This is a genomic window from Amycolatopsis palatopharyngis (assembly GCF_003385185.1).
GTDB classification, from domain to species: Bacteria; Actinomycetota; Actinomycetes; order Mycobacteriales; family Pseudonocardiaceae; genus Amycolatopsis; species Amycolatopsis palatopharyngis.
Genome location: NZ_PQHZ01000008.1, coordinates 13,802 through 35,770 on the forward strand (window position 1 = coordinate 13,802; position 21,969 = coordinate 35,770).

Annotated in this window: 17 protein-coding genes; 7 read left to right on the forward strand and 10 right to left on the reverse strand. The window is 67.8% G+C overall.

Translation table 11 applies throughout. The features are described from left to right. Positions 1 to 134: 134 nt before the first annotated feature. The 5 genes from D0C15_RS08185 to D0C15_RS08205 all read right to left on the reverse strand — a co-directional run bounded on the left by D0C15_RS08185 (position 135) and on the right by D0C15_RS08205 (position 5,610). Positions 135 to 545 (reverse strand): arsenate reductase ArsC, encoded by a 411-nt coding sequence (locus D0C15_RS08185; protein ID WP_116042422.1) that lies wholly within the window; start codon positions 543 to 545, stop codon positions 135 to 137. Further along, positions 542 to 1,615, reverse strand: coding sequence for an ACR3 family arsenite efflux transporter (arsB, locus tag D0C15_RS08190; RefSeq protein WP_116042425.1), 1,074 nt, complete (start codon positions 1,613 to 1,615; stop codon positions 542 to 544). Before arsB ends, D0C15_RS08185 begins: the two co-directional genes overlap by 4 nt. Further along, on the reverse strand, positions 1,612 to 1,980 hold the full coding sequence (locus tag D0C15_RS08195; protein WP_116042428.1) for an ArsR/SmtB family transcription factor: 369 nt from the start codon (positions 1,978 to 1,980) through the stop codon (positions 1,612 to 1,614). Before D0C15_RS08195 ends, arsB begins: the two co-directional genes overlap by 4 nt. Positions 1,981 to 2,194: 214 nt before the next feature. Then, positions 2,195 to 4,366 carry a 3-hydroxyacyl-CoA dehydrogenase NAD-binding domain-containing protein gene (locus D0C15_RS08200; protein WP_116042431.1) on the reverse strand — a complete coding sequence of 724 codons (2,172 nt, stop codon included), beginning with the start codon at positions 4,364 to 4,366 and terminating at the stop codon, positions 2,195 to 2,197. Positions 4,367 to 4,398: 32 nt separating this feature from the next. Further along, a complete protein-coding gene (locus D0C15_RS08205; protein WP_116042747.1) occupies positions 4,399 to 5,610 on the reverse strand; it encodes an acetyl-CoA C-acetyltransferase in 1,212 nt (403 codons plus the stop codon). A gap of 203 nt (positions 5,611 to 5,813) precedes the next feature. Between D0C15_RS08205 and D0C15_RS08210 the strand changes: the two genes are divergently transcribed. From D0C15_RS08210 to D0C15_RS08220, 3 genes are all read left to right on the forward strand, one after another. Continuing rightward, positions 5,814 to 7,013 carry a TetR/AcrR family transcriptional regulator gene (locus D0C15_RS08210; RefSeq protein WP_116042433.1) on the forward strand — a complete coding sequence of 400 codons (1,200 nt, stop codon included), beginning with the start codon at positions 5,814 to 5,816 and terminating at the stop codon, positions 7,011 to 7,013. A 233-nt stretch (positions 7,014 to 7,246) separates the two neighbouring features. Next, entirely contained in the window at positions 7,247 to 8,542 is a 1,296-nt protein-coding gene (locus D0C15_RS08215; RefSeq protein ID WP_116042750.1) for an acyl-CoA dehydrogenase family protein, read from the forward strand. A 32-nt stretch (positions 8,543 to 8,574) separates the two neighbouring features. After that, entirely contained in the window at positions 8,575 to 9,786 is a 1,212-nt protein-coding gene (locus D0C15_RS08220) for an acyl-CoA dehydrogenase family protein (RefSeq protein ID WP_116042436.1), read from the forward strand. A gap of 102 nt (positions 9,787 to 9,888) precedes the next feature. Here D0C15_RS08220 and D0C15_RS08225 read toward each other — a convergent pair whose 3' ends face one another. From D0C15_RS08225 to map, 5 genes are all read right to left on the reverse strand, one after another. Then, entirely contained in the window at positions 9,889 to 10,275 is a 387-nt protein-coding gene (locus D0C15_RS08225) for a hypothetical protein (RefSeq protein WP_162829958.1), read from the reverse strand. A gap of 61 nt (positions 10,276 to 10,336) precedes the next feature. After that, positions 10,337 to 11,422 carry an alpha/beta fold hydrolase gene (locus D0C15_RS08230; RefSeq protein ID WP_116042441.1) on the reverse strand — a complete coding sequence of 362 codons (1,086 nt, stop codon included), beginning with the start codon at positions 11,420 to 11,422 and terminating at the stop codon, positions 10,337 to 10,339. 143 nt (positions 11,423 to 11,565) lie between these two features. After that, the gene (locus D0C15_RS08235) at positions 11,566 to 12,441 is read right to left on the reverse strand and encodes an SDR family oxidoreductase (protein WP_116042752.1); all 876 of its coding nucleotides are present in this window, start codon (positions 12,439 to 12,441) and stop codon (positions 11,566 to 11,568) included. Between the two features lie 69 nt (positions 12,442 to 12,510). Then, positions 12,511 to 13,086 (reverse strand): GNAT family N-acetyltransferase, encoded by a 576-nt coding sequence (locus D0C15_RS08240; RefSeq protein ID WP_116042443.1) that lies wholly within the window; start codon positions 13,084 to 13,086, stop codon positions 12,511 to 12,513. A 22-nt stretch (positions 13,087 to 13,108) separates the two neighbouring features. Beyond that, positions 13,109 to 13,876, reverse strand: coding sequence for a type I methionyl aminopeptidase (gene map / locus D0C15_RS08245; protein WP_116042446.1), 768 nt, complete (start codon positions 13,874 to 13,876; stop codon positions 13,109 to 13,111). A 193-nt stretch (positions 13,877 to 14,069) separates the two neighbouring features. On the opposite strand from map, the gene D0C15_RS08250 reads away from it, so the two are divergent. From D0C15_RS08250 to D0C15_RS08265, 4 genes are all read left to right on the forward strand, one after another. Then, a complete protein-coding gene (locus tag D0C15_RS08250) occupies positions 14,070 to 14,867 on the forward strand; it encodes a 2-keto-4-pentenoate hydratase (RefSeq protein WP_116042448.1) in 798 nt (265 codons plus the stop codon). Beyond that, the gene (locus D0C15_RS08255) at positions 14,864 to 15,364 is read left to right on the forward strand and encodes a hypothetical protein (RefSeq protein WP_116042450.1); all 501 of its coding nucleotides are present in this window, start codon (positions 14,864 to 14,866) and stop codon (positions 15,362 to 15,364) included. The genes D0C15_RS08250 and D0C15_RS08255 overlap by 4 nt, the downstream gene beginning before the upstream one ends. Before the next feature lie 599 nt (positions 15,365 to 15,963). Then, positions 15,964 to 20,517 (forward strand): glutamate synthase large subunit, encoded by a 4,554-nt coding sequence (gltB, locus tag D0C15_RS08260; protein WP_116042453.1) that lies wholly within the window; start codon positions 15,964 to 15,966, stop codon positions 20,515 to 20,517. Continuing rightward, entirely contained in the window at positions 20,510 to 21,961 is a 1,452-nt protein-coding gene (locus D0C15_RS08265; RefSeq protein WP_116042456.1) for a glutamate synthase subunit beta, read from the forward strand. The genes gltB and D0C15_RS08265 overlap by 8 nt, the downstream gene beginning before the upstream one ends. Positions 21,962 to 21,969 lie beyond the last annotated feature (8 nt).

Below are 21,969 nucleotides of genomic sequence, written 5' to 3' on the forward strand. Positions count from 1 at the left end.
CCATAAGAGGTCGAGATTGCACTGCCTCGACTAGCACGAGGTGGTGCCGGATCACGCGCAAGCCCACGGGAACTGCAAACTCGGACACGGGAACTGCAAACTCGGGCACCGAAACTGCAAACTCGGGCGTTGGGTCAGGCGGTTGCGGGGACCAGCTCGCCGAGCAGGGCGCGCACCCTGCGGTCGATCTCGTCGCGGATCGGCCGGACGGACTCGGCCCCCTGACCCGCCGGGTCCTCGAGCTGCCAGTCGAGGTACCGCTTTCCGGGGAACACCGGGCACGCGTCACCGCAGCCCATCGTGATCACCACGTCGGAGGCCTGGACCGCTTCCGTGGTCAGCGGCTTCGGAAACTCCTGGGACAGGTCCAGCCCCAGCTCCGACATGACCTCCACGACGGCGGGGTTGATCGAATCGGCGGGAGCCGACCCGGCCGAACGCACCAGCACCCTGCCGTTGGCGTGATGGTGCAGCAGCGCTGCCGCCATCTGCGAGCGTCCGGCGTTGTGTACGCACACGAACAGCACTTCGGGAATCTCGGTCACGACGACACCTTCTCGGGTTCGGTGGACTTGGGAGCGAAACGTTTGCGCAGGGCCAGCGAGACGTAGACCAGCGCGACCAGCACCGGCACCTCGATCAGCGGACCGACGACACCGGCGAGGGCCTGCCCACTGGTCGCGCCAAAGGTCGCGATCGCCACCGCGATGGCGAGCTCGAAGTTGTTACCAGCCGCGGTGAACGCCAGCGTCGTGGTGCGCTCGTAGTTCAGGCCGAGTGCCGCGCCGAACGCGTACGAACCCGCCCACATCACGGCGAAGTAGACCAGCAGCGGCAGCGCGATCCGCACGACGTCGAGCGGTCGGCTGGTGATCTGGTTCCCCTGCAGCGCGAACAGGATCACGATGGTGAACAGCAGTCCGTACAGCGCCACCGGGCCGATGCGGGGCAGGAACTTGGACTCGTACCAATCGCGCCCCTTCGCCCGCTCGCCCAGTCGACGGGACAGATACCCGGCCAGCAGCGGGATTCCGAGGAAGATCAGCACGCTCTTCACGATCTGCCAGCCCGACACCGCGAGGTCGGTCTGTGGCAGTCCGAGCCAACCGGGCAGCACGGAGAGGTAAAACCAGCCCAGGGCGCCGAACGCGATCACTTGGAACACCGAGTTCAGCGCCACCAGCACAGCCGCGGCCTCCCGGTCACCGCAGGCGAGGTCGTTCCAGATGATGACCATGGCGATGCAGCGGGCGAGGCCGACGATGATCAGCCCGGTGCGGTACTCGGGCAGGTCCGGCAGCAGCACCCACGCCAGCGCGAACATCAGCGCGGGGCCGATCAGCCAGTTCAGCACCAGCGAGGACCACAGCAGTCTGCGGTCGCCGGTTACGGAGTCGAGCTTGTCGTAGCGCACCTTCGCCAGTACCGGGTACATCATCACCAGCAGGCCGATCGCGATCGGCAGCGAAATGCCATCGATCGCCACGGCGTTCAACGCCGTATCGAGGCCCGGAACCCAGTCTCCGGCCAGCAGCCCGAGCACCATGGCGGCGCCGATCCACAGTGGCAGGAAACGGTCCAGAGTGGACATCTTCGCGACGACATTGTCACTCATGCGGTCACCACCGACGAGAGTTCGGGCACCAGCACGCCGGACAGTCGTTCGAGCACCTCGGGATGACTGCGGTAGTAGATCCAGGTGCCACGTCGTTCCCCGGTGACCAGACCAGCCTCACGCAGCACCTTGAGGTGGTGGGAGATCGTCGGACCGGTGAGGTCGAACCGCGGCGTCAGCTCGCAGACGCACACCTCTCCCCCGTCGTGCGAGGCGATCATCGACAGCAGGCGCAGCCGCACCGGATCGGCGATCGCCTTGAACTTCTGGGCCAGTTCGGCGGCCTGGTCCCCGGACAGCGGTTCGCTCGCCAGCGGCGTGCAACACACCTCCGCGGCCTCGGCCAGGGGAAGCTGATTCGACATACATCTATATTGACAGACATCCAACCAGTGCCGCCACGCGGCCCCCACCCTCGCGCTTTCCCGGGAAAGCGCGAGGAAGGCTACCCGCCCCGGGCCGCGCCGGGCCCGGGCCTGGGTTCTCCGCGCTTTCCCGGGAAAGCGCGAGAACGTGGAACGGCCCGCCGCTCGCGAGATACGAGCGGCGGGCCGTTCACGAGCACGCCAGGGTGGGTGCTTACTCGAAGATCTCGCCCTTCTCGGCCTTCTCGACGAGCGACTGCGGCGGCGTGAAGTGGTCGCCGTAGCGCTCGGCCAGCTCACGCGAGCGCGCGACGAAGCCCTTCAGGCCACCGGAGTACTGGTTGATGTACTGGATGACACCACCGGTCCACGGCGGGAAGCCGATACCGAAGATCGAGCCGATGTTGGCGTCCTGCACCGAGGTGAGCACGCCCTCGTCGAAGCACTTCACCGTCTCCAGCGCCTCGGCGAACAGCATCCGCTCCTGCAGATCGATGAACGGCACGTCGCCGCTGCCGGACTTGAAGGCGTCCCGCAGTCCTGGCCACAGGCTGGTGCGCTTGCCGTTCTCGTCGTAGCCGTAGAAGCCGGACCCGCTCGAGCGGCCCTTGCGGTCGAACTCCTCGATCATCCGGTCGATGACGCCCTCGGAGGGGTGTTCCTTCCAGGTGCCGCCCTCGGCCTCGATCGCGGCCCGCGTCTCCTGCCGGATCTTGCGGGGCAGGGTCAGCGTCAGCTCGTCCATCAACTGCAGCGGCGGAGCCGGGTAACCGGCCTGCGATCCCGCCTGCTCGATGCTGGCGGGCTCCACGCCCTCACCCAGTGCCGCGATGGCCTCGTTGATGAAGGTGCCGATGACGCGGCTGGTGAAGAAGCCACGGCTGTCGTTGACGACGATCGGCGTCTTCTTGATCTGCAGGGTGTAGTCGAAGACCTTGGCCAGCGTGGCGTCGGAGGTCTTCTCCCCGCGGATGATCTCCACAAGCGGCATCTTGTCCACCGGCGAGAAGAAGTGGATGCCGATGAAGTCCTCCTGACGCTGCACACCCTCGGCGAGGCCGGTGATCGGCAGCGTGGAGGTGTTCGAGCCCAGCACGGCGTCCGCGTTCACGACGTTCTCGATCTCGCCGAACACCTTGTGCTTGAGCTCGGTGCTCTCGAAGACCGCCTCGATCACGAAGTCGACGCCGGCGAAGTCGGCCGGGTCCGCGGTCGGGGTGATCCGCGCCAGCAGTGCGTCGGACTTCTCCTGCGTGGTCTTGCCCCTGGAGAGGGCCTTCTCCTCGATCTTGGCCGCGTAGCCCTTGCCGCGCTCCGCGTTCTCCTGCGAGACGTCCTTGAGTACGACGTCGATCCCGGCCTTCGCCGAGACGTAGGCGATCGCCGCGCCCATCATTCCGGCCCCGAGCACGCCGACCTTCTTGGCGGTGTACTTCTCGAACCCGTCGGGACGGGAGCCGCCGGAGTTGATGTGCTGCAGGTCGAAGAAGAACGCCTTCGTCATGTTCTTCGCGACCTGACCGGTGGCCAGGCTGACGAAATAGCGCGTCTCGATCAGCGAGGCGGTGTCGAAGTCCACCTGCGCGCCCTCGACGGCCGCGCTGAGGATCGCCCTGGGGGCGGGCATCGGCGCGCCCTTGAGCTGCTTGCGCAGGTTCGCCGGGAACGCGGGCAGGTTCGCCGCGAACGACGGGTTGGACGGGCTGCCACCGGGAATCTTGAAGCCCTTGGCGTCCCACGGCTGCACCGAGGCCTCGGGGTTGGCCTTGATCCACTCCTTGGCCTTGGGCAGCAGCTCGTCGACGGAGCCGACCAGCTCGTGCACGAGGCCCAGTTCCAGCGCCTTGGCCGGCTTGTGCCGCTGTCCCTGCACCAGCACGTTCATGATCGCGCTCTGGATCCCCAGCAACCGCACGGTCCTGGTGACACCGCCCCCACCGGGCAGCAGGCCGAGGGACACCTCGGGCAGACCGATCTGGCTGCCCTTGACGTCGGCCGCGATGCGGTGGTGGGTCGCCAGCGCGATCTCCAGGCCGCCGCCGAGGGCGGCGCCGTTGATCGCGGCGACGACGGGCTTGCCGAACGTCTCCAGCTTGCGCAGCTGGGCCTTGAGCTCGTTGCCGCGCTTGGTGATCTCCTCGGCGTGCTCCGGAGTCGCCTGGATCAGGTCGTTGAGGTCACCGCCGGCGAAGAAGGTCTTCTTCGCGGAGGTGATCACGACACCGGTGATGGAGTCCTTCTCCGCCTCGAGCCGGTCGACGGTGGCGCCCATCGACTCGATGTAGTCGGAGTTCATCGTGTTGGCGGACTGCTTCGGGTCGTCCATCGTGAGCACGACGATCCCGTCGGAGTCCTGCTCCCAACGGATGGTCTTCGCTTCGGTCATCTGCTTGTCGCCTCTTCTTCTCGCCCCGGCGCTCAGACGCGCTCGATGATGGTGGCAATACCCATGCCGCCGCCGATGCACAGCGACAGCAGCGCGCGCCGCGCCTGGCGACGCTCCAGCTCGTCGACCATGGTGCCGAGGATCATCGCGCCGGTCGCGCCGAGCGGGTGACCCATGGCGATGGCGCCGCCGTTGACGTTGACCTTCTCCTCCGGCAGCTTCAGGTCCTTCATCCACTTCAGGACGACCGACGCGAACGCCTCGTTGAGCTCGAAGAGGTCGATGTCGTCGACGGTGAGCCCGGCGATGTCGAGGACCTTCTGGGTGGCCGGGGTCGGGCCGGTGAGCATGATCGTCGGGTCGGAACCGGTGACGGCAGTGGCCACCACGCGCGCCCGCGGAGTCATGCCGAAGTCCTTGCCGACCTGCTCGTTTCCGAGCAGCACCAGCGCGGCACCGTCCACGATGCCGGAGGAGTTACCGCCGGTGTGGACGTGGTTGATCTTCTCCACCGAGTGGTACTTCTGCAGCGCGACGGCGTCGAAACCGCCCATCTCGCCGATACCCTCGAAGGACGGCTTGAGCTTGCCGAGCGCCTCCGCGGTGGTGCCGGGGCGACGGTGCTCGTCGTGGTCGAGGATCGTGACGCCGTTGATGTCCTTGACCGGCACCACGGACTTCGCGAAGTACCCGCCGGACCAGGCGGCCTCGGCCTTCTCCTGTGACCAGGCGGCGAAGCGGTCGACGTCCTCGCGGGAGAAGCCCTCGGTGGTCGCGATGAGGTCGGCACCGATGCCCTGCGGAGCGAAGTAGGTGTCGTAGTTGGTGGCCGGGTCGGTGAACATCGCCCCGCCGTCGGAGCCCATCGGCACCCGCGACATCGACTCGACGCCACCGGCGAGGATCAGGCTCTCCCAGCCGGAACGCACCCTGGCCGCGGCCTGGTTGGCTGCCTCGAGACCGGAGGAGCAGAAGCGGTTGAGCTGCACACCGGCGACGGTTTCCGGCAGGCCGGAGACCATGGCCGCGGTGCGCGCGATGTCGGCACCCTGGTCACCCACCGGCGAGACGACACCGAGGACGATGTCCTCGATCGCGGCCGAGTCGAGGTTCGGGTGCCGGACCTGCAGTTCCCGGATCAGGCCGACGACGAGGTCCAGCGGCTTGGTCCCGTGCAGGGACCCCTTCTTGCCTTTACCACGAGGCGTGCGAATCGCCTCGTAGATGAACGCCTCATTACTCACACCCACGGTCCTTCCTGCAGCACTGCGTGTACGGGGCGGTTGCAGCGGCCGGAACTGGCCGGCCGGTCATGCTAATCCTCACTAACATAATCCACCTTCGACAAACCCTGTCAATGGGTTGGGACCTAGTCCACACCTGGGGTTACTCGTCCGAGAGCGCGCCACTGGCGATTGCCACAAATGCGGCTACAGTGTTCTCACCTATGGAACCGACCGCCACGCGCACCCGCCGTCCGCGCGACCGCAAGAGCCAACTCGCCGCGGTCGCCGCGCAACTGTTCCGTGCCCGTGGCTACCACGGTGTCGGGATCAACGACATCGCCGCCGAGGCCGGGATCACCGGCCCCGCGCTGTACCGGCATTTCGCCGACAAACAGGCGATCCTCGCGCACGTGCTGCTCGCCGGTATCGAGGAAATGGAGCTCGCGACCGAGCAGACCCTCGCCGGCGCCGGGCAGCCGTCGGCCGACCAGATAGAGCTGCTGCTGACGACGCTGGCACGTAAGTCCGTCGAGCGCAGGGAAGCCGCCGCGCTGTGGCGGTGGGAGGGGCGCCACCTGGCGCCGGAGGATCAGCGCGAGATCCGCAGGCGCTCCGGAGCGATGCTGCGCTCCTGGGCCCATGCGCTGCGCCAGGTGCGGCCCGAGCTCTCCGACGACGAGGCGGAGCTGCTCTGCTGGGCCGGGATGAGTGTCTTCGGCAGCGTGTCGGTCCACCACACCAGCATCTCCAAGAAGCGCTTCTGCGAGCTGCTCGTCCAGCTCGCCCAGCGGGTACTGCATGTGCGGCTTCCCGAGCAGGACACCGCCCCCTCCGCCACGCCGCCCGCGTTCGGTCTCGGCACCCAGTCCCGCAGGGAACAGGTACTCAGCGCGGCCACCGACCTGTTCCACCAGCGCGGCTTCCACGCCGTGAGCATGGAGGACATCGGAGCGGCAGCCGGCATCGCTGGTCCGAGCGTGTACCGGCACTTCCCGAGTAAGGCGAGCCTGGTCACCGCCATCGGCAAGCGGGCGGCCGAGCGGCTCGCGCTGGGCGCCGAGTACGCGCTGCGCACGAGCGGCCCGGCCGACGAGCGGGAGGCGTTACGGCGGCTGGCGGAGTCCTATGTCCGCACGCTCACCGGCAGCGCCGAACTCGCGGTGTCGTTCGCGGGCGGCCCACTTGCCGTGACCGACGAACGCGACCGGGCCGAACTGGTCCGTATCCAGCGGGACTACGTGGCCCAGTGGCTGCACCTGCTCGCCACGGTGCGGCCCGAGCTCGGGCCGCGCGAGGTCAGGATCACCGTGCACGCGGCGCTGACGATCGCCAACGACCTCGCGCGCACCCGCCGGACGAGCGGACGGCCGCATCTGCCCGCCGAGCTGGTGGCGATGATGAGCGCCGTCCTCGGCCTCTGAAGACCCTGCGCGCCCTGAGGGCCCTGGAGCGCGCGAACTGCCAACTCGGGCGCCGAAACTGCCAACTCGGCCATCCGGAACTGCGAACTCGAGCGCCGGAACTGCAAAGTCGGGGACCCGTGGTGGCGTGGGTCGGCGTCAGCGGCTAACCTACTGACGAGTAGGTAAGCGAGGCCGGACCCCGGCTGATGGGAGACGCGACGATGGTTGCGCCGCAGAAGAAACGAGACGCGATGGGCTTCGGCCTTGCCGCGTTGACCCGGCTCGCCAGCACCAAGGCGATCGACCGGATGGGTTTGCGCAAACCGGTGCAGAACCTGGTGTCGGCCGGGACGCGCAACGGCTTCCGGGCGGCCGGGGCGGCAGGCCGGTCGTTCAAGGCCGTTCAGCGGCTGGGCCAGCCCGCCCGGCTGGCGCCCGGCCCCGATACGGGGCTGTTCGATCTGACGCCGTCGGAAGAACAGCAGATGATCGTCGACACGGTCACCGACTTCGCGGCCGAACAGCTACGGCCCGCGGCGGCGGAGGCCGACGCGAAGGCCGCCGCCCCGGACGGCCTGCTCAGCAGGGCCACCGAGCTGGGCGTGACCCTGGTCGGGATCCCCGAAGAGCTCGGCGGCATCGGCACCGAACGTTCGGTGGTGACCGGGGCGCTCGTGGCCGAGGCCATGGCGCACGGCGACCTCAGCCTCGCGGTGTCGGTCCTCGCGCCGTCCGCGGTGAGTACCGCACTCGTGCAGTGGGGTGACGAGGAGCAGCAGGCCACGTACCTGCCGTCGTTCGTCGGCGAGAACGTGCCGGTCGCGGCGCTCGCACTGCAGGAGCGGGTGGCGTTGTTCGACCCCTTCAAGCCGACCGTGAAGGCGCGCCGCACCCCCAAGGGCTACCAGCTCGACGGCGTGAAATCGCTGGTGCCGCGCGCCGCACAGGCGGAACTGTTCATCGTGTCAGCCGATCTCGAGGGCCGTGGCGCGGCGCTGTTCATCGTCGAGTCCTCCTCGGCCGGAGTGAGCATCGAGGCCGAACCCGCGATGGGACTGCGTGGCGCCGCGACCGGCAGCCTGCGCCTGGACAAGGTGTCGCTGCCCGCGAGCGCACTGCTCGGCGGTGGCAAGGCCGAGGTCATGACCGAGGTCGTCCGGCTCTCCCGCCTCGGCTGGGCGGCGCTGGCCGCGGGCACCGGCAAGGCCGTGCTCGACTACGTCATCCCCTATGTCAACGAGCGCCAGGCATTCGGTGAGCCGGTGAGCCACCGGCAGGGGGTCGCGTTCCAGGTCGCCGACATGGCGATCGAACTCGAAGGCCTCCGTCTGGTGATGCTGCGGGCGGCCGCCAGGGCAGAGCAGGGCAAGCCCTATGCACGTGAGGTCGCCCTGGCTCGGAAGCTGGCCACGGACAAGGGAATGCAGATCGGCAGCGCGGGTGTGCAGCTGCTCGGCGGGCACGGCTTCATCAAGGAGCACCCGGTCGAGCGCTGGTACCGCGATCTGCGCGCCATCGGCGTTCTGGAAGGCGTCGTCCTGCTCTGAGCGTCCCGCTCCCCAGACTTCGGAAGGTCACCATGATCAACCTGGAACCCCCAAAGAAGGCCGGCGCACTGGTCAACCAGGCGTATCAGGCCGCGGCCGAGGTGTTTCGGCCCATCTCGCGCAAGTACGACAGGGCCGAACACACCTATCCGGCCGAACTGGACATGTTCGCCTCGCTGCTTGACGGGCTGAACTCCTCGGGTGAGGGCGGCGCGGGCGCGTCCGGCATCCGCAAGGACGACAAGTCCGACGGCGCCGCGGGAAACCGCAACGGTGGCAACCTGAGCACCGTGCTCGGCACCATCGAGATGTGCTGGGGCGACGTGGGTTTGCTGCTGTCGATGCCGCGCCAGGGACTCGGCAACGCCGCGATCGCCTCCGTCGCCAACGACGAACAGCTCGAGCGGTTCGCCAACATCTGGGCGGCGATGGCGATCACCGAACCCGGCTGTGGCTCGGACTCCGCGGCCATCACCACCACCGCCCAGAAGGACGGTGACCACTACGTCCTCAACGGTGAGAAGATCTTCGTCACCGCTGGGCAGCGCGCGGACGCGGTTGTCGTCTGGGCCACTCTGGACAAGAGCAAGGGCCGTGCGGGGATCAAGTCCTTTGTGGTCGAGAAGGGCACGCCCGGTTTCGAGGTGGAACGGGTGGAGCACAAGCTGGGCATCCGCGCCTCCGACACGGCCGTGCTGCGGTTCGAGAACTGCCGTGTTCCCAAGGAAAACCTGCTCGGCAGCCCCGAGATCGACACCAAGTCCGGCTTCGCCGGGGTCATGCAGACCTTCGACAACACCCGTCCCCTGGTGGCGGCGATGGCCATCGGTGTCGCCCGCGCGGCACTGGAGGAGACCGCACGCGTCCTCGCCGCGGCCGGAGTCACAGTCGATTACGACAAGCCTGCGAACTCCCAGCATGCGGCCGCCGCCGCATACCTGGAACTGGAGGCGGACTACGAATCGGCGTACCTGCTGACGATGGAGTCGGCCTGGATGGCCGACAATCGCAAGCCCAACTCGCTGCAGGCCTCGATGGCCAAAGCGAAGGCAGGCCGCTCGGTCGTGGACATCACCCTGCGCTGCGTGGAACTCGCGGGAGCGGTCGGCTACACCGAGGATTCGCTGCTGGAGAAGTGGAGCCGGGATGCCAAGATCCTGGACATCTTCGAGGGTACGCAACAGATCCAGCAGCTGATCGTGGCAAGGAAGGTGCTCGGCAAGACCTCGGCCGAGCTGAAGTAGCCCGCACGACAGGACACCGGGTGGATGATGCCGATCAGGTCGATGTTTCGTCGGCCTGATCGGTTGTTTCCACCGATGCCACAGCGATTGGGCGCGGGGCTCTCAGAGATCCGGGAACGGGTCGGGTGGGAGATGTTGCTCGGCGGGCGACAGTTCGGCATCCGCGGCCCGGATCACCGGGACGAACTCCTCGGGGATTTCCAGTGTCAGCGAACCTATGTGGCAGAGGGAGTCCATCGAACCGGACAGTTCCAGGGGCCCCAGCGTGGTCGAGCGGGGATACCGTGACCAGACCGATACCGGCCGGTGCCGTCGGAACCAACCACAGGCGAGTACAACGATCTCCGTATCGGTGACCACGACAAGGAATCCGGCCATCCCGGTAGGTCCGCGAAGTGTGACCGCGGAACCGGGAAATACGTACCGGACCCGCGCCCCTTCAGGCAGAAAGGCGGCGCAACGCTGACGGACGTCCGCTGACAACGACATGTCCCCGCACCCCCGATCCCCGTGACTACTCCTCCCAGGTTAGGCGCTTTCCGCTGCAGGTTCAGCGCCCGACAGTGTTCTCACCCTCGGCGTTACCGATCTGTTGGGTAAGGAACTCGTCCAGATAACGCCAGGTCGTGCCTCTCGCCTTGCGGCCGGTCAGCACCCCGAGGTGCCCGCCGGGCGCCACCTCGAACCGCACGGACGGCGCGTTCTCCAGCAGTGTCACGAGTCTCTCGACGGCTGCCTGCGGTGCGATGCTGTCATCCGCACCCGCGATCACCAATGTCGGCACCTTCACCCCGGTCAGCGAGATGATTCGGCCGTTGAGGTCCACCGACCCCTCTGCCAGATCGTTGGAGCGAAAGAATCGGTGGTACATCTGCCCGAAGGTCCGGCCGGGGTAGGCGATCATATTGTCCATGAAATGGTCGACCGCCTCGATCTGCGCGAGGTAGTCCCGGTCATCCAGATTCTTCAGGATCGCCAGTGGCTTTGTGATCTCCTTGTTGATTCCCGAGATCCGGAACGCCCGACTGACCAAGTAGGACGGTGCACCGCCAAGAGCGCGGTAGAACGGCGTCAGCACATGCCCACCCGTGAAGTCCACCAGTGGACGGAAGGGCGCGATGAGCGGGATCGCGGTGAAATCGAATGGCGCGGCGACGGTGGCGATCGAGGCAACCGGCAGTTCCGGCCGGTCAGCCGTGGTCAACAGGGAGAAAATGCCGCCGAGGCACCAGGCGACGACATGCACCTTCTGCCCACCCGCGTCCTCGCTCACCCGCTGGATCGCCTTCGGCAGCACCTCGTCGATCCAGTGCTCGACGCCGAGCCTGCGGTCGGAGAACGCGACGTTGCCGTAGTCGACCAGATACGTGCGCCTGCCCGCCTCGACCAGATGTTCCGACAGACTGCAACCCCTGCGCAGGTCGAAGCACAACGCGGGTGCGGCCAGCGGTGGCACGAGCAACACCGGCGGGCCCTCCGCGGGACGGGCACCGGAGCTCATCCGGTACACCGAGCGGTTGGGGCCCTGGTCGATGAGCACCCGTGGCACGGGGCGGAGGTCGGCGACGCCTCCCTGGAAGACCTTGCCGATCACGTTGGAGGCCGCGGCCGCCACCCTTGCCGGTGGTGATGACATCGCCGCCTCCTCGCATTCGCCTGCATCATCGTTCCGGACGAATCTTGCCTGGCGCGATGCCGGTATTCAACAAGCGGCGAAGCTCAGCCCGAATTGGAATTATCACACTAAAGTCCACTTCGGACGTGTAGCTGTGGCGTGGCTTACTTCGCGGTGCCGTCCTCGTCCCCCATCGCGGGCGCGCTCTCCGCCGCCCGCGCCTCATAGCCCGCCCTGGCACTGGAGTGCGCCGCCGAGGCGAGGATCTGGTCGCCGCCGAGTGTGCGCAGCATCCACTCCGCCGCAGTACGGGGCAGCAGCCGGGTGATCCGGCCGGTGAGGTCCAGCGACTTGGGCACGAAGACATCGAATCGGGGACGCCGCAAGGCGCCGACGATCGCGGCCGCGACGTCCTCCGGCAGAACCGACTTGATCATCTTTGCCTCACCGAGCCCGCTGGCCAGTTCGGTACGCACGATCGCCGGCATCACACAGGAGACGTCCACGCCACTGCCCCGAAGTTCGAGGTGGACTGATTCGGAGAGCCCGACCACCCCGTGCTTTGTCGCGCAGTACGTGGCGGCGCCGGGAAAGCCGGCCTTCCCGGCCATCGAGGCGACGTTCACGATGTGGCCGCTGCCGCGCGGGCGCATCCGCTGTACCGCCTCCCGCGTTCCGTGGATGACAGCGTGCAGATTGATCTCCAACTGACGGCGGGTCGAGCTGTCCTCCTCCTCGTGCAGTGGTGCCAGCGGCATGATTCCGGCGTTGTTGATCAGCACGTCGATCGGGCCGAGGCGCCGTTCGACCTCGTCGAGAAAGGCACTGAACGCGCCGGTGTCGGTGACGTCCAACTCCAGCGCGAGGGTGTCCGAACCCAGTTCACCCGCCGTCTTCTCGGCACGAACCAGATCGAGGTCGCCGATCGCGACCTTCGCGCCGTGCCGGACGAGCGCCGCAGCCGTCTTCGCACCGATCCCCTGCGCGCCTCCGGTGACCACGATGACCTTGCCCCGCAACGAACGCATCTGCCTGGCCATGATCCGGCTCCTCTCGCCGTTGTCGACGTCCAGCAGGCGCACTATTGACACAACGCCAACTGCTTGCGGTCATGGTGCACCCATCTCCGCCGGACCACCAGACCCCGGTAGGGGCTCGTTCGCGGTGACGCACCCGCCGGCGGCGGGCGTATCGGTCATCGAGCGCACCCGCTGTTCGAATACCTGACCGATCCAGCCGTGGTAGTCGAACTGGACGGTGGGCGTGAATCCCTGACCGGTGTAGTACCGCACCAGATCTCCGCCTCCGCCTGCCCAGCAGTCGACGCGCAGCAGTTCGATCTCACGCTCCCGCGCCTCGGCCCGGGCACGCTCCAGCAGGGCCGAGCCGATTCCGTACCCGGCGAACCGGCGATCGGTGATCAGCAGCCCCACGTACAGTTCCGCCTCGGCGACCACCGGCACGTGCGCGGGCGGATGATCCTCCAGCAGCAGGGCGCCCGCGGGCTCGCCGTCGAGTTCGGCGACCCGGAAGCCGGGGTCGGCGGCCATCCGGTGCACACGCTCCGTGCGCACGGGGTCGGTGGACCAGGGCTTGTCACCCCACTGGGCCGATCTGCCGCGAGCGGCGAGCCAGGCGACGGCCCGGTCGAACATGGCAAGCAGGCGTTCACCGTCACCCGGCATACCGGACCGTATCGCCAGTACCTTACCTGCTGGTCAGAATCCACGGGCCGTCCTCTGTGATCGCGACGGTGTGCTCGGCGTGCGCGGCACGACTGCCGTCGGCTGTGTAGATGGTCCACCCGTCGTCGCCGTGGCGGTAGTCGTCCTGCCCGCCTCCGACCAGCATCGGCTCGATAGCCAGCACCAGCCCAGGACGCAGCAGCAGTCCTCGCCCAGTCTCACCCTCGTTGGGCAGGTGCGGCGCCTCATGCATCGACCTGCCGATCCCGTGCCCGCCGTGATCGGCCAGTAGTCGGTACCCCGCCGCGCGACCCGCGGCGCCGACCGCGGACGCGATGTCGCCCAGGCGTGCACCGGGACGTGCGGCGGCGATACCCGCGGCGAGTGCGCGCTCCGCGGCGGCGATCAGGTCGAGATCGCGCGGGTTGGCCGCGCCGACCACGAAACTCACCGCCGCATCCCCGTGCCAGCCGTCCAGACACGCGCCGAAGTCGATGCTGAGCAGATCGCCTTCCCGCAGGCGGTACCCAGTGGGGATGCCGTGAACGACGGCATCGTTCACGCTCGTGCAGAGCACCGAGGGGAACGGGCAGGGGGCGCCCCCGGGGTGGTAGTCCAGGAACGACGAGGTCGCCCCCGCCCTTCGGATGATTTCCGCCGCGACCTCGTCCAACTCCAGCAAACTCGTGCCCACCGTGGCTTCCGCACGCACGGTGGCAAGCACCTCGGCGACGATCTGCCCAGCGGCTCGCATCGCCGCCATTTCACCCTCGGTCTTCAGTTCGATCATCGCAAACCCTCTCCTGGTGGGATAGTTATACCGGTATATCTATCACAGATTGGATCCACGTTCCCGTAACGGGCCCCGCCGTCCCGGCACAGGCACTCCTTTTTGGACGAGACGGGAGTCCTACGGCCCACCCGTACCGGTCAGCGGCACGCCGGTCTTGCCGGGATCAGCGCCTCCGAGCAGGGTGGCGAGCATGGAGCCCAGTGCCGTACGCGCGGCGGCCGACCTGCTGCAACAGGCCTATCGCAGCGGGACGCCGATCGCGCCGTTGATCGACGAGTACCCCGATGCCGACGTCACCGACGCCTACCGTGTCCAGCAGGAACAGGTCCGGCGATGGACCCAGGCCGGCGACACCGTCAGAGGCCACAAGGTCGGCCTGGCCTCCGCGGCGATGCAGCGGCAGATGGGCGTGAGCCAGCCCGACTACGGGCACCTGCTCGGCGACATGTTCCATCTCGAGCACCAGCCGATTCCCGCGCAGCGGTTCCTGCAACCACGGATCGAGCCGGAGATCGCGTTCGTGCTGGGCCGCAGGCTCTCCGGTCCGGGGGTGACCGTCGCCGACGCGATCCGCGCGGTCGACTTCGTGCTGCCCGCACTGGAGGTCGTGGACTCCAGGATCACCGATTGGCGGATCTCGATCGTCGACACGATCGCTGACAACGCCTCCTCCGGCGGGGTGATCCTCGGCAGCAAGCCCACCAGCCTGTCGACTGTGGACCTGCGCCTGGCGGGCTGCACCTTGCACCACGGTGGCGATCTGGTCGCCACCGGCGCGGGCGGGGCCGTACTCGGGTCACCGGTCAACGCATTGGTGTGGCTGGCCAACACCGTCGGCCCGCTGGGCATCGACCTCGAACCCGGCCACGTGGTCCTCCCAGGATCGATGACCAAGGCGATCGCGGTGCGCCCCGGAGACACGGTCGTCGCGGACATCGCCGGACTCGGCAGCGTCACGGCGACATTCGATGCGGAGGAACGGTCATGAGCGAGCACGCGATGTTGCTCGACGGTGGGGTCCCCGTCGACACGGCACTACGGGCCGGTGCACCGCTGGACGTCGCCGGGCTCGCCGAACCGAGAGTCGGCGCCCATCTCGCCGTCATCCTCGGCACCTCCCTGCACGGGCATATGCCCGCGGCACGTGCGCTGCTAGCCGTCGAGGCGGTGTGCGGCGCACTGGTGGTGACCGGCGGCGGCCGTCCCACCGGATACCTCGACGGTCCGACCGTACGGCCGGTCAACGACGTAGACCTGATGCTGGAGGGATGTCTGCTGGAGGTCGACGGTCAGATCGTCGACAGTGCGGCCGCAGCAGCGGTCCGGCTCGCCGGGGCCCTCGTCCGCGCGGCCAGCGCGATGGAACTGCCGGCTGGCGCCGTGTTGCTCAGCAGAGCGCTCACGGAGCCGGTCCCCGTTCGGCAGGGGAATCGGATCGCGGCACACTTCAGCACTCTCGGCTCACTCACGATTGCTGTGTGTTAGTGAGTGCGGCGGGTTGGTAGCGGTTAACGACGAATTTGATCTTGCTTGGGCGTACTTGCAGACGCTCCAACCTGGCTGCGGGAGGCTCGAGAGCCCAACCGGGAAGATTTTCGCGACTGGATCGTTATCTGTGGCGCGCGGACGTGCGGACCGGGGCGCCGACAGATGTCACACCTGTTTTCCCTGTTCAGGTACCCGAGTGGGATTTAGGCTTGGGACTTCGACGCCGCACAACGGTAGTCAACACCTGCGTGTTGTTTCCCACGCGTCGGCTTTGACCTATGCCGATAACGGCGAATTCACACTAGTGTCATAAGACCGGCGAACCCGGGAGTAACCGACGCGCGCTCCCACGGTCCCTCACCACAGGGCCCTGGAAGTGCGCGCGACCCGCAGTACAGCGAAGTACGCGACATGCACAGCGACGTGCAGGGCCACACGACGAGGTGTGGCCATCCGGCGATGTCCGGGGCCCCTCTCGGGGCTTTCTCATCTCTCGACTGACCATCGCAACACCGGGCCGGATCGTTAGCCAGGTGCGCCTTCACCTGCCCGACGAACCGACCCGGCAGCGCCAACGCCTAGGAGGGCGGCCAGCCGTGAACCGCCACGCACCGAGCTCGCACGAGCCGCACCGCAAGCAGGGCTTGTACGACGAGCAGTACGAGCACGACGCCTGCGGCGTCGCCTTCGTCGCCGATCTCGCAGGCAAACGAGACCACGCGATTGTGCGCAAGGCCCTCGTCGCCCTGCGCAACCTCGAACACCGAGGCGCCCGTGGCGCCGAGCCGGACACCGGTGACGGCGCGGGCATCCTGATCCAGGTCCCGGACGCCTTCTACCGCGACGTGGTGGACTTCGAGCTGCCCGAGCCCGGCGCATATGCCGTCGGAACGGCGTTCCTGCCGGCCGACGAGGCCGCCCGTGGCCGCGCCATGACCACCGTCGAGCGGATCGCGGCCGAGGAGGACATGCGCATCCTCGGCTGGCGTGAACTGCCCGTGCACACCGAACACGTCGGCCCGACCGCGCGGACCACGATGCCGCATTTCGCGCAGCTGTTCCTGGCCCCGCGCCACGAGGGCGTCACCGGCCTCGCGCTGGAGCGCGCCGCGTTCTGCGTGCGCAAGCGGGTCGAGCACGAACTTCCCCAGTCCGACGAGGGTGGCGTCTACTTCCCCAGCCTTTCCTCCAGGACCATCGTCTACAAGGGAATGCTCACCGAGCCACAGGTCGAGAAGTTCTTCGACGACCTGGCCGACGAGCGGGTGACCAGTGCCATCGGCCTCGTCCACTCCCGCTTCTCCACCAACACCTTCCCGTCCTGGCCGCTCGCGCACCCGTACCGCTACGTGGCACACAACGGTGAGATCAACACCCTGCGCGGCAACCGCAACTGGATGGATGCCAGGGAGTCCATGCTGGACACCGATCTGATTCCTGGTGACCTCAAGCGGATCTACCCGATCATCACCCGTGGTGCCAGCGACTCCGCCTCCTTCGACGAGGTGCTGGAGCTGCTGCATCTCGGCGGACGCTCGCTGCCGCACGCCGTGCTGATGATGATCCCGGAGGCCTGGGAGAACCACCAGGAGATGGACCCCGCCCGCAGGGCGTTCTACGAGTTCCACTCCACGCTGATGGAGCCATGGGACGGACCCGCGCTGGTGTCCTTCACCGACGGCACCCAGATCGGCGCCGTACTGGACCGCAACGGCCTGCGTCCCGCGCGCTACTGGGTGACCGAGGACGGCCTCGTCGTACTGGCCAGCGAGGTCGGCGTGCTCGACATCGAGCCGTCGAAGATCGTCAAGAAGGGCCGCCTCGAGCCTGGTCGTATGTTCCTCGTCGACACCGTGCAGGGACGCATCGTCGACGACGAGGAGATCAAGGGCGGCCTTGCCGCCGAGCACCCCTACGACGAGTGGGTCCGCGACGGACTACTGCACCTCGACGACCTGCCCGAGCGCGAGCGCGAGGTCCCCACCCACTCCTCGCTCGTCCGCCGTCAGCAGGCCTTCGGCTACACGGAGGAGGAGCTCGACGTCCTGCTCAAGCCGATGGCCGCGGCAGGCGCGGAGCCGATCGGCTCGATGGGCAACGACTCGCCGCTGGCCCCGCTGTCCAGCAGGCCACGGCAGCTCTTCGACTACTTCACCCAGCTTTTCGCGCAGGTCACCAACCCGCCGTTGGACGCGATCCGCGAGGAACTGGTGACCGCGCTGGGCACCCAGCTCGGGTCGGAGCCGAACCTGCTCGAGGCCGACGCGGACTCGTGCAGGCGAATCGTGCTGCCGTTCCCGGTGCTGGACAACGACGAGCTCGCCAAGCTCGTGCACATCAACGACGACGGCACCCTGCCCGAGTTCCAGGCGGTGACCGTCCTCGGCCGTTACGAGGTCGCGGGCGGCGGCGAGGCCCTGAACCGGCGGCTCGACGAGATCCGCAAGGAGGTCTCCGAGGCCATTGAGGACGGTGCACGGCTGATCGTGCTGTCCGACCGGGGCGGGGACGAGAAGTACGCTGCGATCCCCTCGCTGCTGCTCACCGGCGCCGTGCACCACCACCTCGTGCGGGAGAAGACCCGCACTCAGGTCGGGCTGATCGTGGAGTCCGGCGACGCCCGCGAGGTACACCACATCGCGCTACTGATCGGCTACGGCGTGGCCGCCGTCAACCCGTACATGGCCATGGCCACCGTGGAAGAGATGGCCGAGCGCGGCCTGATCCCCGGGGTGGACGCCAAGCAGGCCACCAGGAACCTGATCAAGGCGCTGGGCAAGGGCGTGCGCAAGACGATGTCCAAAATGGGCGTCTCCACCGTCGCCTCCTACACCGGTGCCCAGATCTTCGAGGCGATCGGACTCGGCGAGGAGGTCATCGAGAACTGCTTCACCGGTACCACCTCCCGGCTCGGTGGCGTCGGCTTCGACACGCTCGCCCTGGAGGTGCAGAAGCGCCACACCAAGGCGTTCCCGGTCGACGGGGTGCGGGCCAGCCACCGCGAGCTGGAGACCGGCGCGGACTACCAGTGGCGCCGTGAGGGCGAGCCGCACGTGTTCAACCCGCAGACGGTGTTCAAGCTGCAGCACTCGACACGCTCCGGCAAGTACGAGATCTTCAAGGAGTACACGAAGAGCGTCGACGATCAGGCCGAGCGGCTGATGACGCTGCGCGGGCTGTTCGGCTTCAAGGAGGGCGAGCGCCCGCCGGTGCCGATCGAGGAGGTCGAGCCGGTCTCGGAGATCGTCAAGCGGTTCGCCACCGGCGCCATCTCCTACGGATCGATCTCCCAGGAGATGCACCAGACCCTCGCGATCGCGATGAACCGGTTGGGCGGCAAGTCCAACACCGGTGAGGGTGGCGAGGACGCCGAGCGGCTCTACGACCCGGAACGGCGGTCCGCGGTCAAGCAGGTCGCGAGTGGACGGTTCGGGGTCACCAGCGAGTACCTGGTGAACGCCGACGACATCCAGATCAAGATGGCGCAGGGCGCGAAGCCCGGCGAGGGCGGACAGCTTCCGGGCAGCAAGGTGTACCCGTGGATCGCCAAGACCAGGTACTCGACGCCGGGTGTCGGCCTGATCTCCCCGCCGCCGCACCACGACATCTACTCCATCGAGGACCTGGCGCAGCTGATCCACGACCTGAAGAACGCAAACCCCTCGGCACGTATCCACGTGAAGCTGGTGTCCGAGGTCGGGGTCGGCACGGTCGCGGCCGGTGTGTCCAAGGCGCACGCGGACGTGGTGCTGATCTCCGGGCACGACGGCGGGACCGGCGCCTCTCCCCTGTCCTCCATCAAGCATGCCGGTGGTCCGTGGGAGCTGGGCCTCGCCGAGACACAGCAGACACTGCTGGCCAACCGGCTGCGCGATCGGATCGTCGTGCAGACCGACGGCCAGCTCAAGACCGGCCGGGACGTGATGATCGCCGCACTGCTCGGCGCGGAGGAGTTCGGCTTCGCCACCGCGCCCCTGGTGGTGTCGGGCTGCATCATGATGCGTGTCTGTCACCTGGACACCTGTCCGGTCGGTGTCGCGACCCAGAACCCGGTGCTGCGGGAGAAGTTCAGCGGCAAGGCGGAGTACGTGGTGAACTTCTTCGAGTTCATCGCGCAGGAGGTCCGGGAGTACCTGGCTGAGCTCGGTTTCCGGTCCATCGAGGAGGCCGTCGGCCACGCCGAACTGCTGGACACCCGCAAGGCGGTGGATCACTGGAAGGCCGAGGGGCTGGACCTCACGCCGATCTTCCACGTTCCCGAGCTCGAGCCGCGTGCGGCCCGGCACCAGGTGGTGTCCCAGGACCACGGGCTGGACAAGGCGCTGGACAACACGCTGATCCAGCTCGCCGAGGGCGCACTGTCCTCAGGAGACCGGGTCCGGCTGGAACTGCCCGTGCGCAACGTGAACCGCACGGTTGGCACGATGCTGGGCTCGGAGCTGACCAAGAAGTGGGGTGGCGACGGACTGCCCGACGACACCATCGACGTGACCTTCACCGGAACCGCGGGTCAGTCCTTCGGCGCGTTCGTCCCGAAGGGAATCACCCTGCGACTTGTCGGTGACGGCAACGACTACGTCGGTAAGGGCCTTTCCGGCGGGCGCATCATCGTGCGTCCCGACCACGGCGCGCAGTTCCCCGCCGAGGAGCACATCATCGCGGGCAACGTCATCGGTTACGGCGCGACCAGTGGTGAGATCTTCTTGCGCGGCAAGGTCGGCGAGCGCTTCTGCGTGCGCAACTCCGGAGCGCTGGCCGTCGTCGAGGGCGTCGGCGACCACGGCTGCGAGTACATGACCGGCGGCCGCGTCGTGGTGCTCGGATCGACCGGCCGCAACTTCGCGGCAGGTATGTCCGGTGGCGTCGCGTACGTGCTCGACCTCGACCCGAACCGGGTCAACCCGGAGATGGTGGACCTCGATCCGCTCGACGACGAGGACGGCGAGATCCTCCGCGACGCGGTGGAGCGTCACTACGCGGAGACCGGCTCGGCTGTGGCACGCAAGCTGCTGGCCGAATGGGACACCGCGATCGACCGGTTCTCGAAGGTCATGCCGAAGGACTACAAGCGTGTCCTGCGCGCGCAGGCTGCGGCCGAGCGCGACGGCAGGGACCCCAACGTTGCGATCATGGAGGCCGCACATGGCTGACCCAAAGGGTTTTCTGACCACGGAGCGGGAGACTCCGAAGACTCGTCCCGTCGACCTGCGGCTGATGGACTGGCGGGAGGTCTACGAGGACTTCGCCACCAGCAAGGTTTCCAAGCAGGCGAGCCGCTGCATGGACTGCGGCATCCCCTTCTGCCATCAGGGCTGCCCACTGGGCAACCTGATTCCGGAGTGGAACACCCTGGTCTGGCGGGAGGACTGGCAGAACGCGATCGAGCGGCTGCACGCCACGAACAACTTCCCCGAGTTCACCGGCACGCTGTGCCCCGCACCGTGTGAGACCGCGTGCGTACTGGGCATCAACGACGACCCGGTGACGATCAAGCGGGTCGAGATCTCCATCGTCGACCGCGCCTGGGAGGAGGGCTGGGTCAAGCCGCTGCCTCCGGAGACCAAGACCGGCAGGAAGGTCGCGGTCGTCGGATCGGGTCCGTCCGGGCTCGCCGCGGCCCAGCAGCTGACTCGCGCCGGTCACGATGTGGTCGTGTTCGAGCGGGCCGACGCGATCGGCGGGCTGCTGCGTTACGGCATCCCCGAGTTCAAGATGGAGAAGCACCGCCTGGACCGGCGGCTGGACCAGATGCGGGCCGAGGGAACCGAGTTCCGGGCCGGGGTCAACGTCGGCGTCGACATCACCGGCGCGCAACTGCGCTCCGAGTACGACGCCGTGGTGCTCGCCGGCGGGGCCACGGCTTGGCGGGACCTGCCGATCGAGGGCCGCGAGGCCGAGGGCGTCTACCAGGCCATGGAGTACCTGCCTCCGGCCAACAAGGTGGCCAGCGGCGAACTGGAGCGGTCCCCGATCACCGCCGAGGGCAAGCACGTCGTGGTCATCGGTGGCGGAGACACCGGCGCTGACTGCGTCGGTACCGCGCACCGCCAGGGTGCCGCGTCGGTGACGCAGCTGGAGATCATGCCGAAGCCGCCGGAGAGCCGGTCCGACGCGCACCCCTGGCCGACCTACCCGATGATCTACCGGGTGTCCTCGGCCCACGAGGAAGGCGGCGAACGGCTGTACTCGGTGAACACGCAGGAGTTCCTCGCCGACGACGAGGGAAAACTGCGGGCGCTGAAGCTGGTCGAGGTGCGCAACGAGGGCGGCAAGTTCGTCCCGGTCGAGGGCACCGAGCAGGAACTGCCCGCCCAGCTGGTGCTGCTGGCGATGGGCTTCGTGGGCCCGGAGAAGGACGGCCTGCTCACCGAGCTGGACGTCGAGCTGGACCAGCGCGGCAATGTCGCGCGGGACAGCGAGTACCGGACCAGCCTGGACAACGTGTTCGTGGCCGGGGACATGGGCCGCGGACAGTCGCTGATCGTGTGGGCGATCGCCGAGGGCCGCTCCGCGGCCGCAGGGGTGGACGCCTACCTGACCGGGCGAGACGTGCTCCCTTCGCCGATCCTGCCGACGGAGCGCCCGATCGCCTGACCCGGCAG

Bases quoted from the DNA above. Each gene is read 5' to 3' on its own strand.
- D0C15_RS08265 (WP_116042456.1), top strand. From the start codon at position 20,510: ATGGCTGACCCAAAGGGTTTTCTGACCACGGAGCGGGAGACTCCGAAG.
- map (WP_116042446.1), bottom strand. From the start codon at position 13,876: ATGATCGAACTGAAGACCGAGGGTGAAATGGCGGCGATGCGAGCCGCT.
- D0C15_RS08220 (WP_116042436.1), top strand. From the start codon at position 8,575: ATGATCAACCTGGAACCCCCAAAGAAGGCCGGCGCACTGGTCAACCAG.
- D0C15_RS08255 (WP_116042450.1), top strand. From the start codon at position 14,864: ATGAGCGAGCACGCGATGTTGCTCGACGGTGGGGTCCCCGTCGACACG.
- D0C15_RS08210 (WP_116042433.1), top strand. From the start codon at position 5,814: ATGGAACCGACCGCCACGCGCACCCGCCGTCCGCGCGACCGCAAGAGC.
- arsB (WP_116042425.1), bottom strand. From the start codon at position 1,615: ATGAGTGACAATGTCGTCGCGAAGATGTCCACTCTGGACCGTTTCCTG.
- D0C15_RS08225 (WP_162829958.1), bottom strand. From the start codon at position 10,275: ATGTCGTTGTCAGCGGACGTCCGTCAGCGTTGCGCCGCCTTTCTGCCT.
- D0C15_RS08195 (WP_116042428.1), bottom strand. From the start codon at position 1,980: ATGTCGAATCAGCTTCCCCTGGCCGAGGCCGCGGAGGTGTGTTGCACG.
- D0C15_RS08240 (WP_116042443.1), bottom strand. From the start codon at position 13,086: ATGCCGGGTGACGGTGAACGCCTGCTTGCCATGTTCGACCGGGCCGTC.
- D0C15_RS08235 (WP_116042752.1), bottom strand. From the start codon at position 12,441: ATGGCCAGGCAGATGCGTTCGTTGCGGGGCAAGGTCATCGTGGTCACC.
- D0C15_RS08250 (WP_116042448.1), top strand. From the start codon at position 14,070: ATGGAGCCCAGTGCCGTACGCGCGGCGGCCGACCTGCTGCAACAGGCC.
- D0C15_RS08215 (WP_116042750.1), top strand. From the start codon at position 7,247: ATGGGCTTCGGCCTTGCCGCGTTGACCCGGCTCGCCAGCACCAAGGCG.
- D0C15_RS08230 (WP_116042441.1), bottom strand. From the start codon at position 11,422: ATGTCATCACCACCGGCAAGGGTGGCGGCCGCGGCCTCCAACGTGATC.
- D0C15_RS08200 (WP_116042431.1), bottom strand. From the start codon at position 4,366: ATGACCGAAGCGAAGACCATCCGTTGGGAGCAGGACTCCGACGGGATC.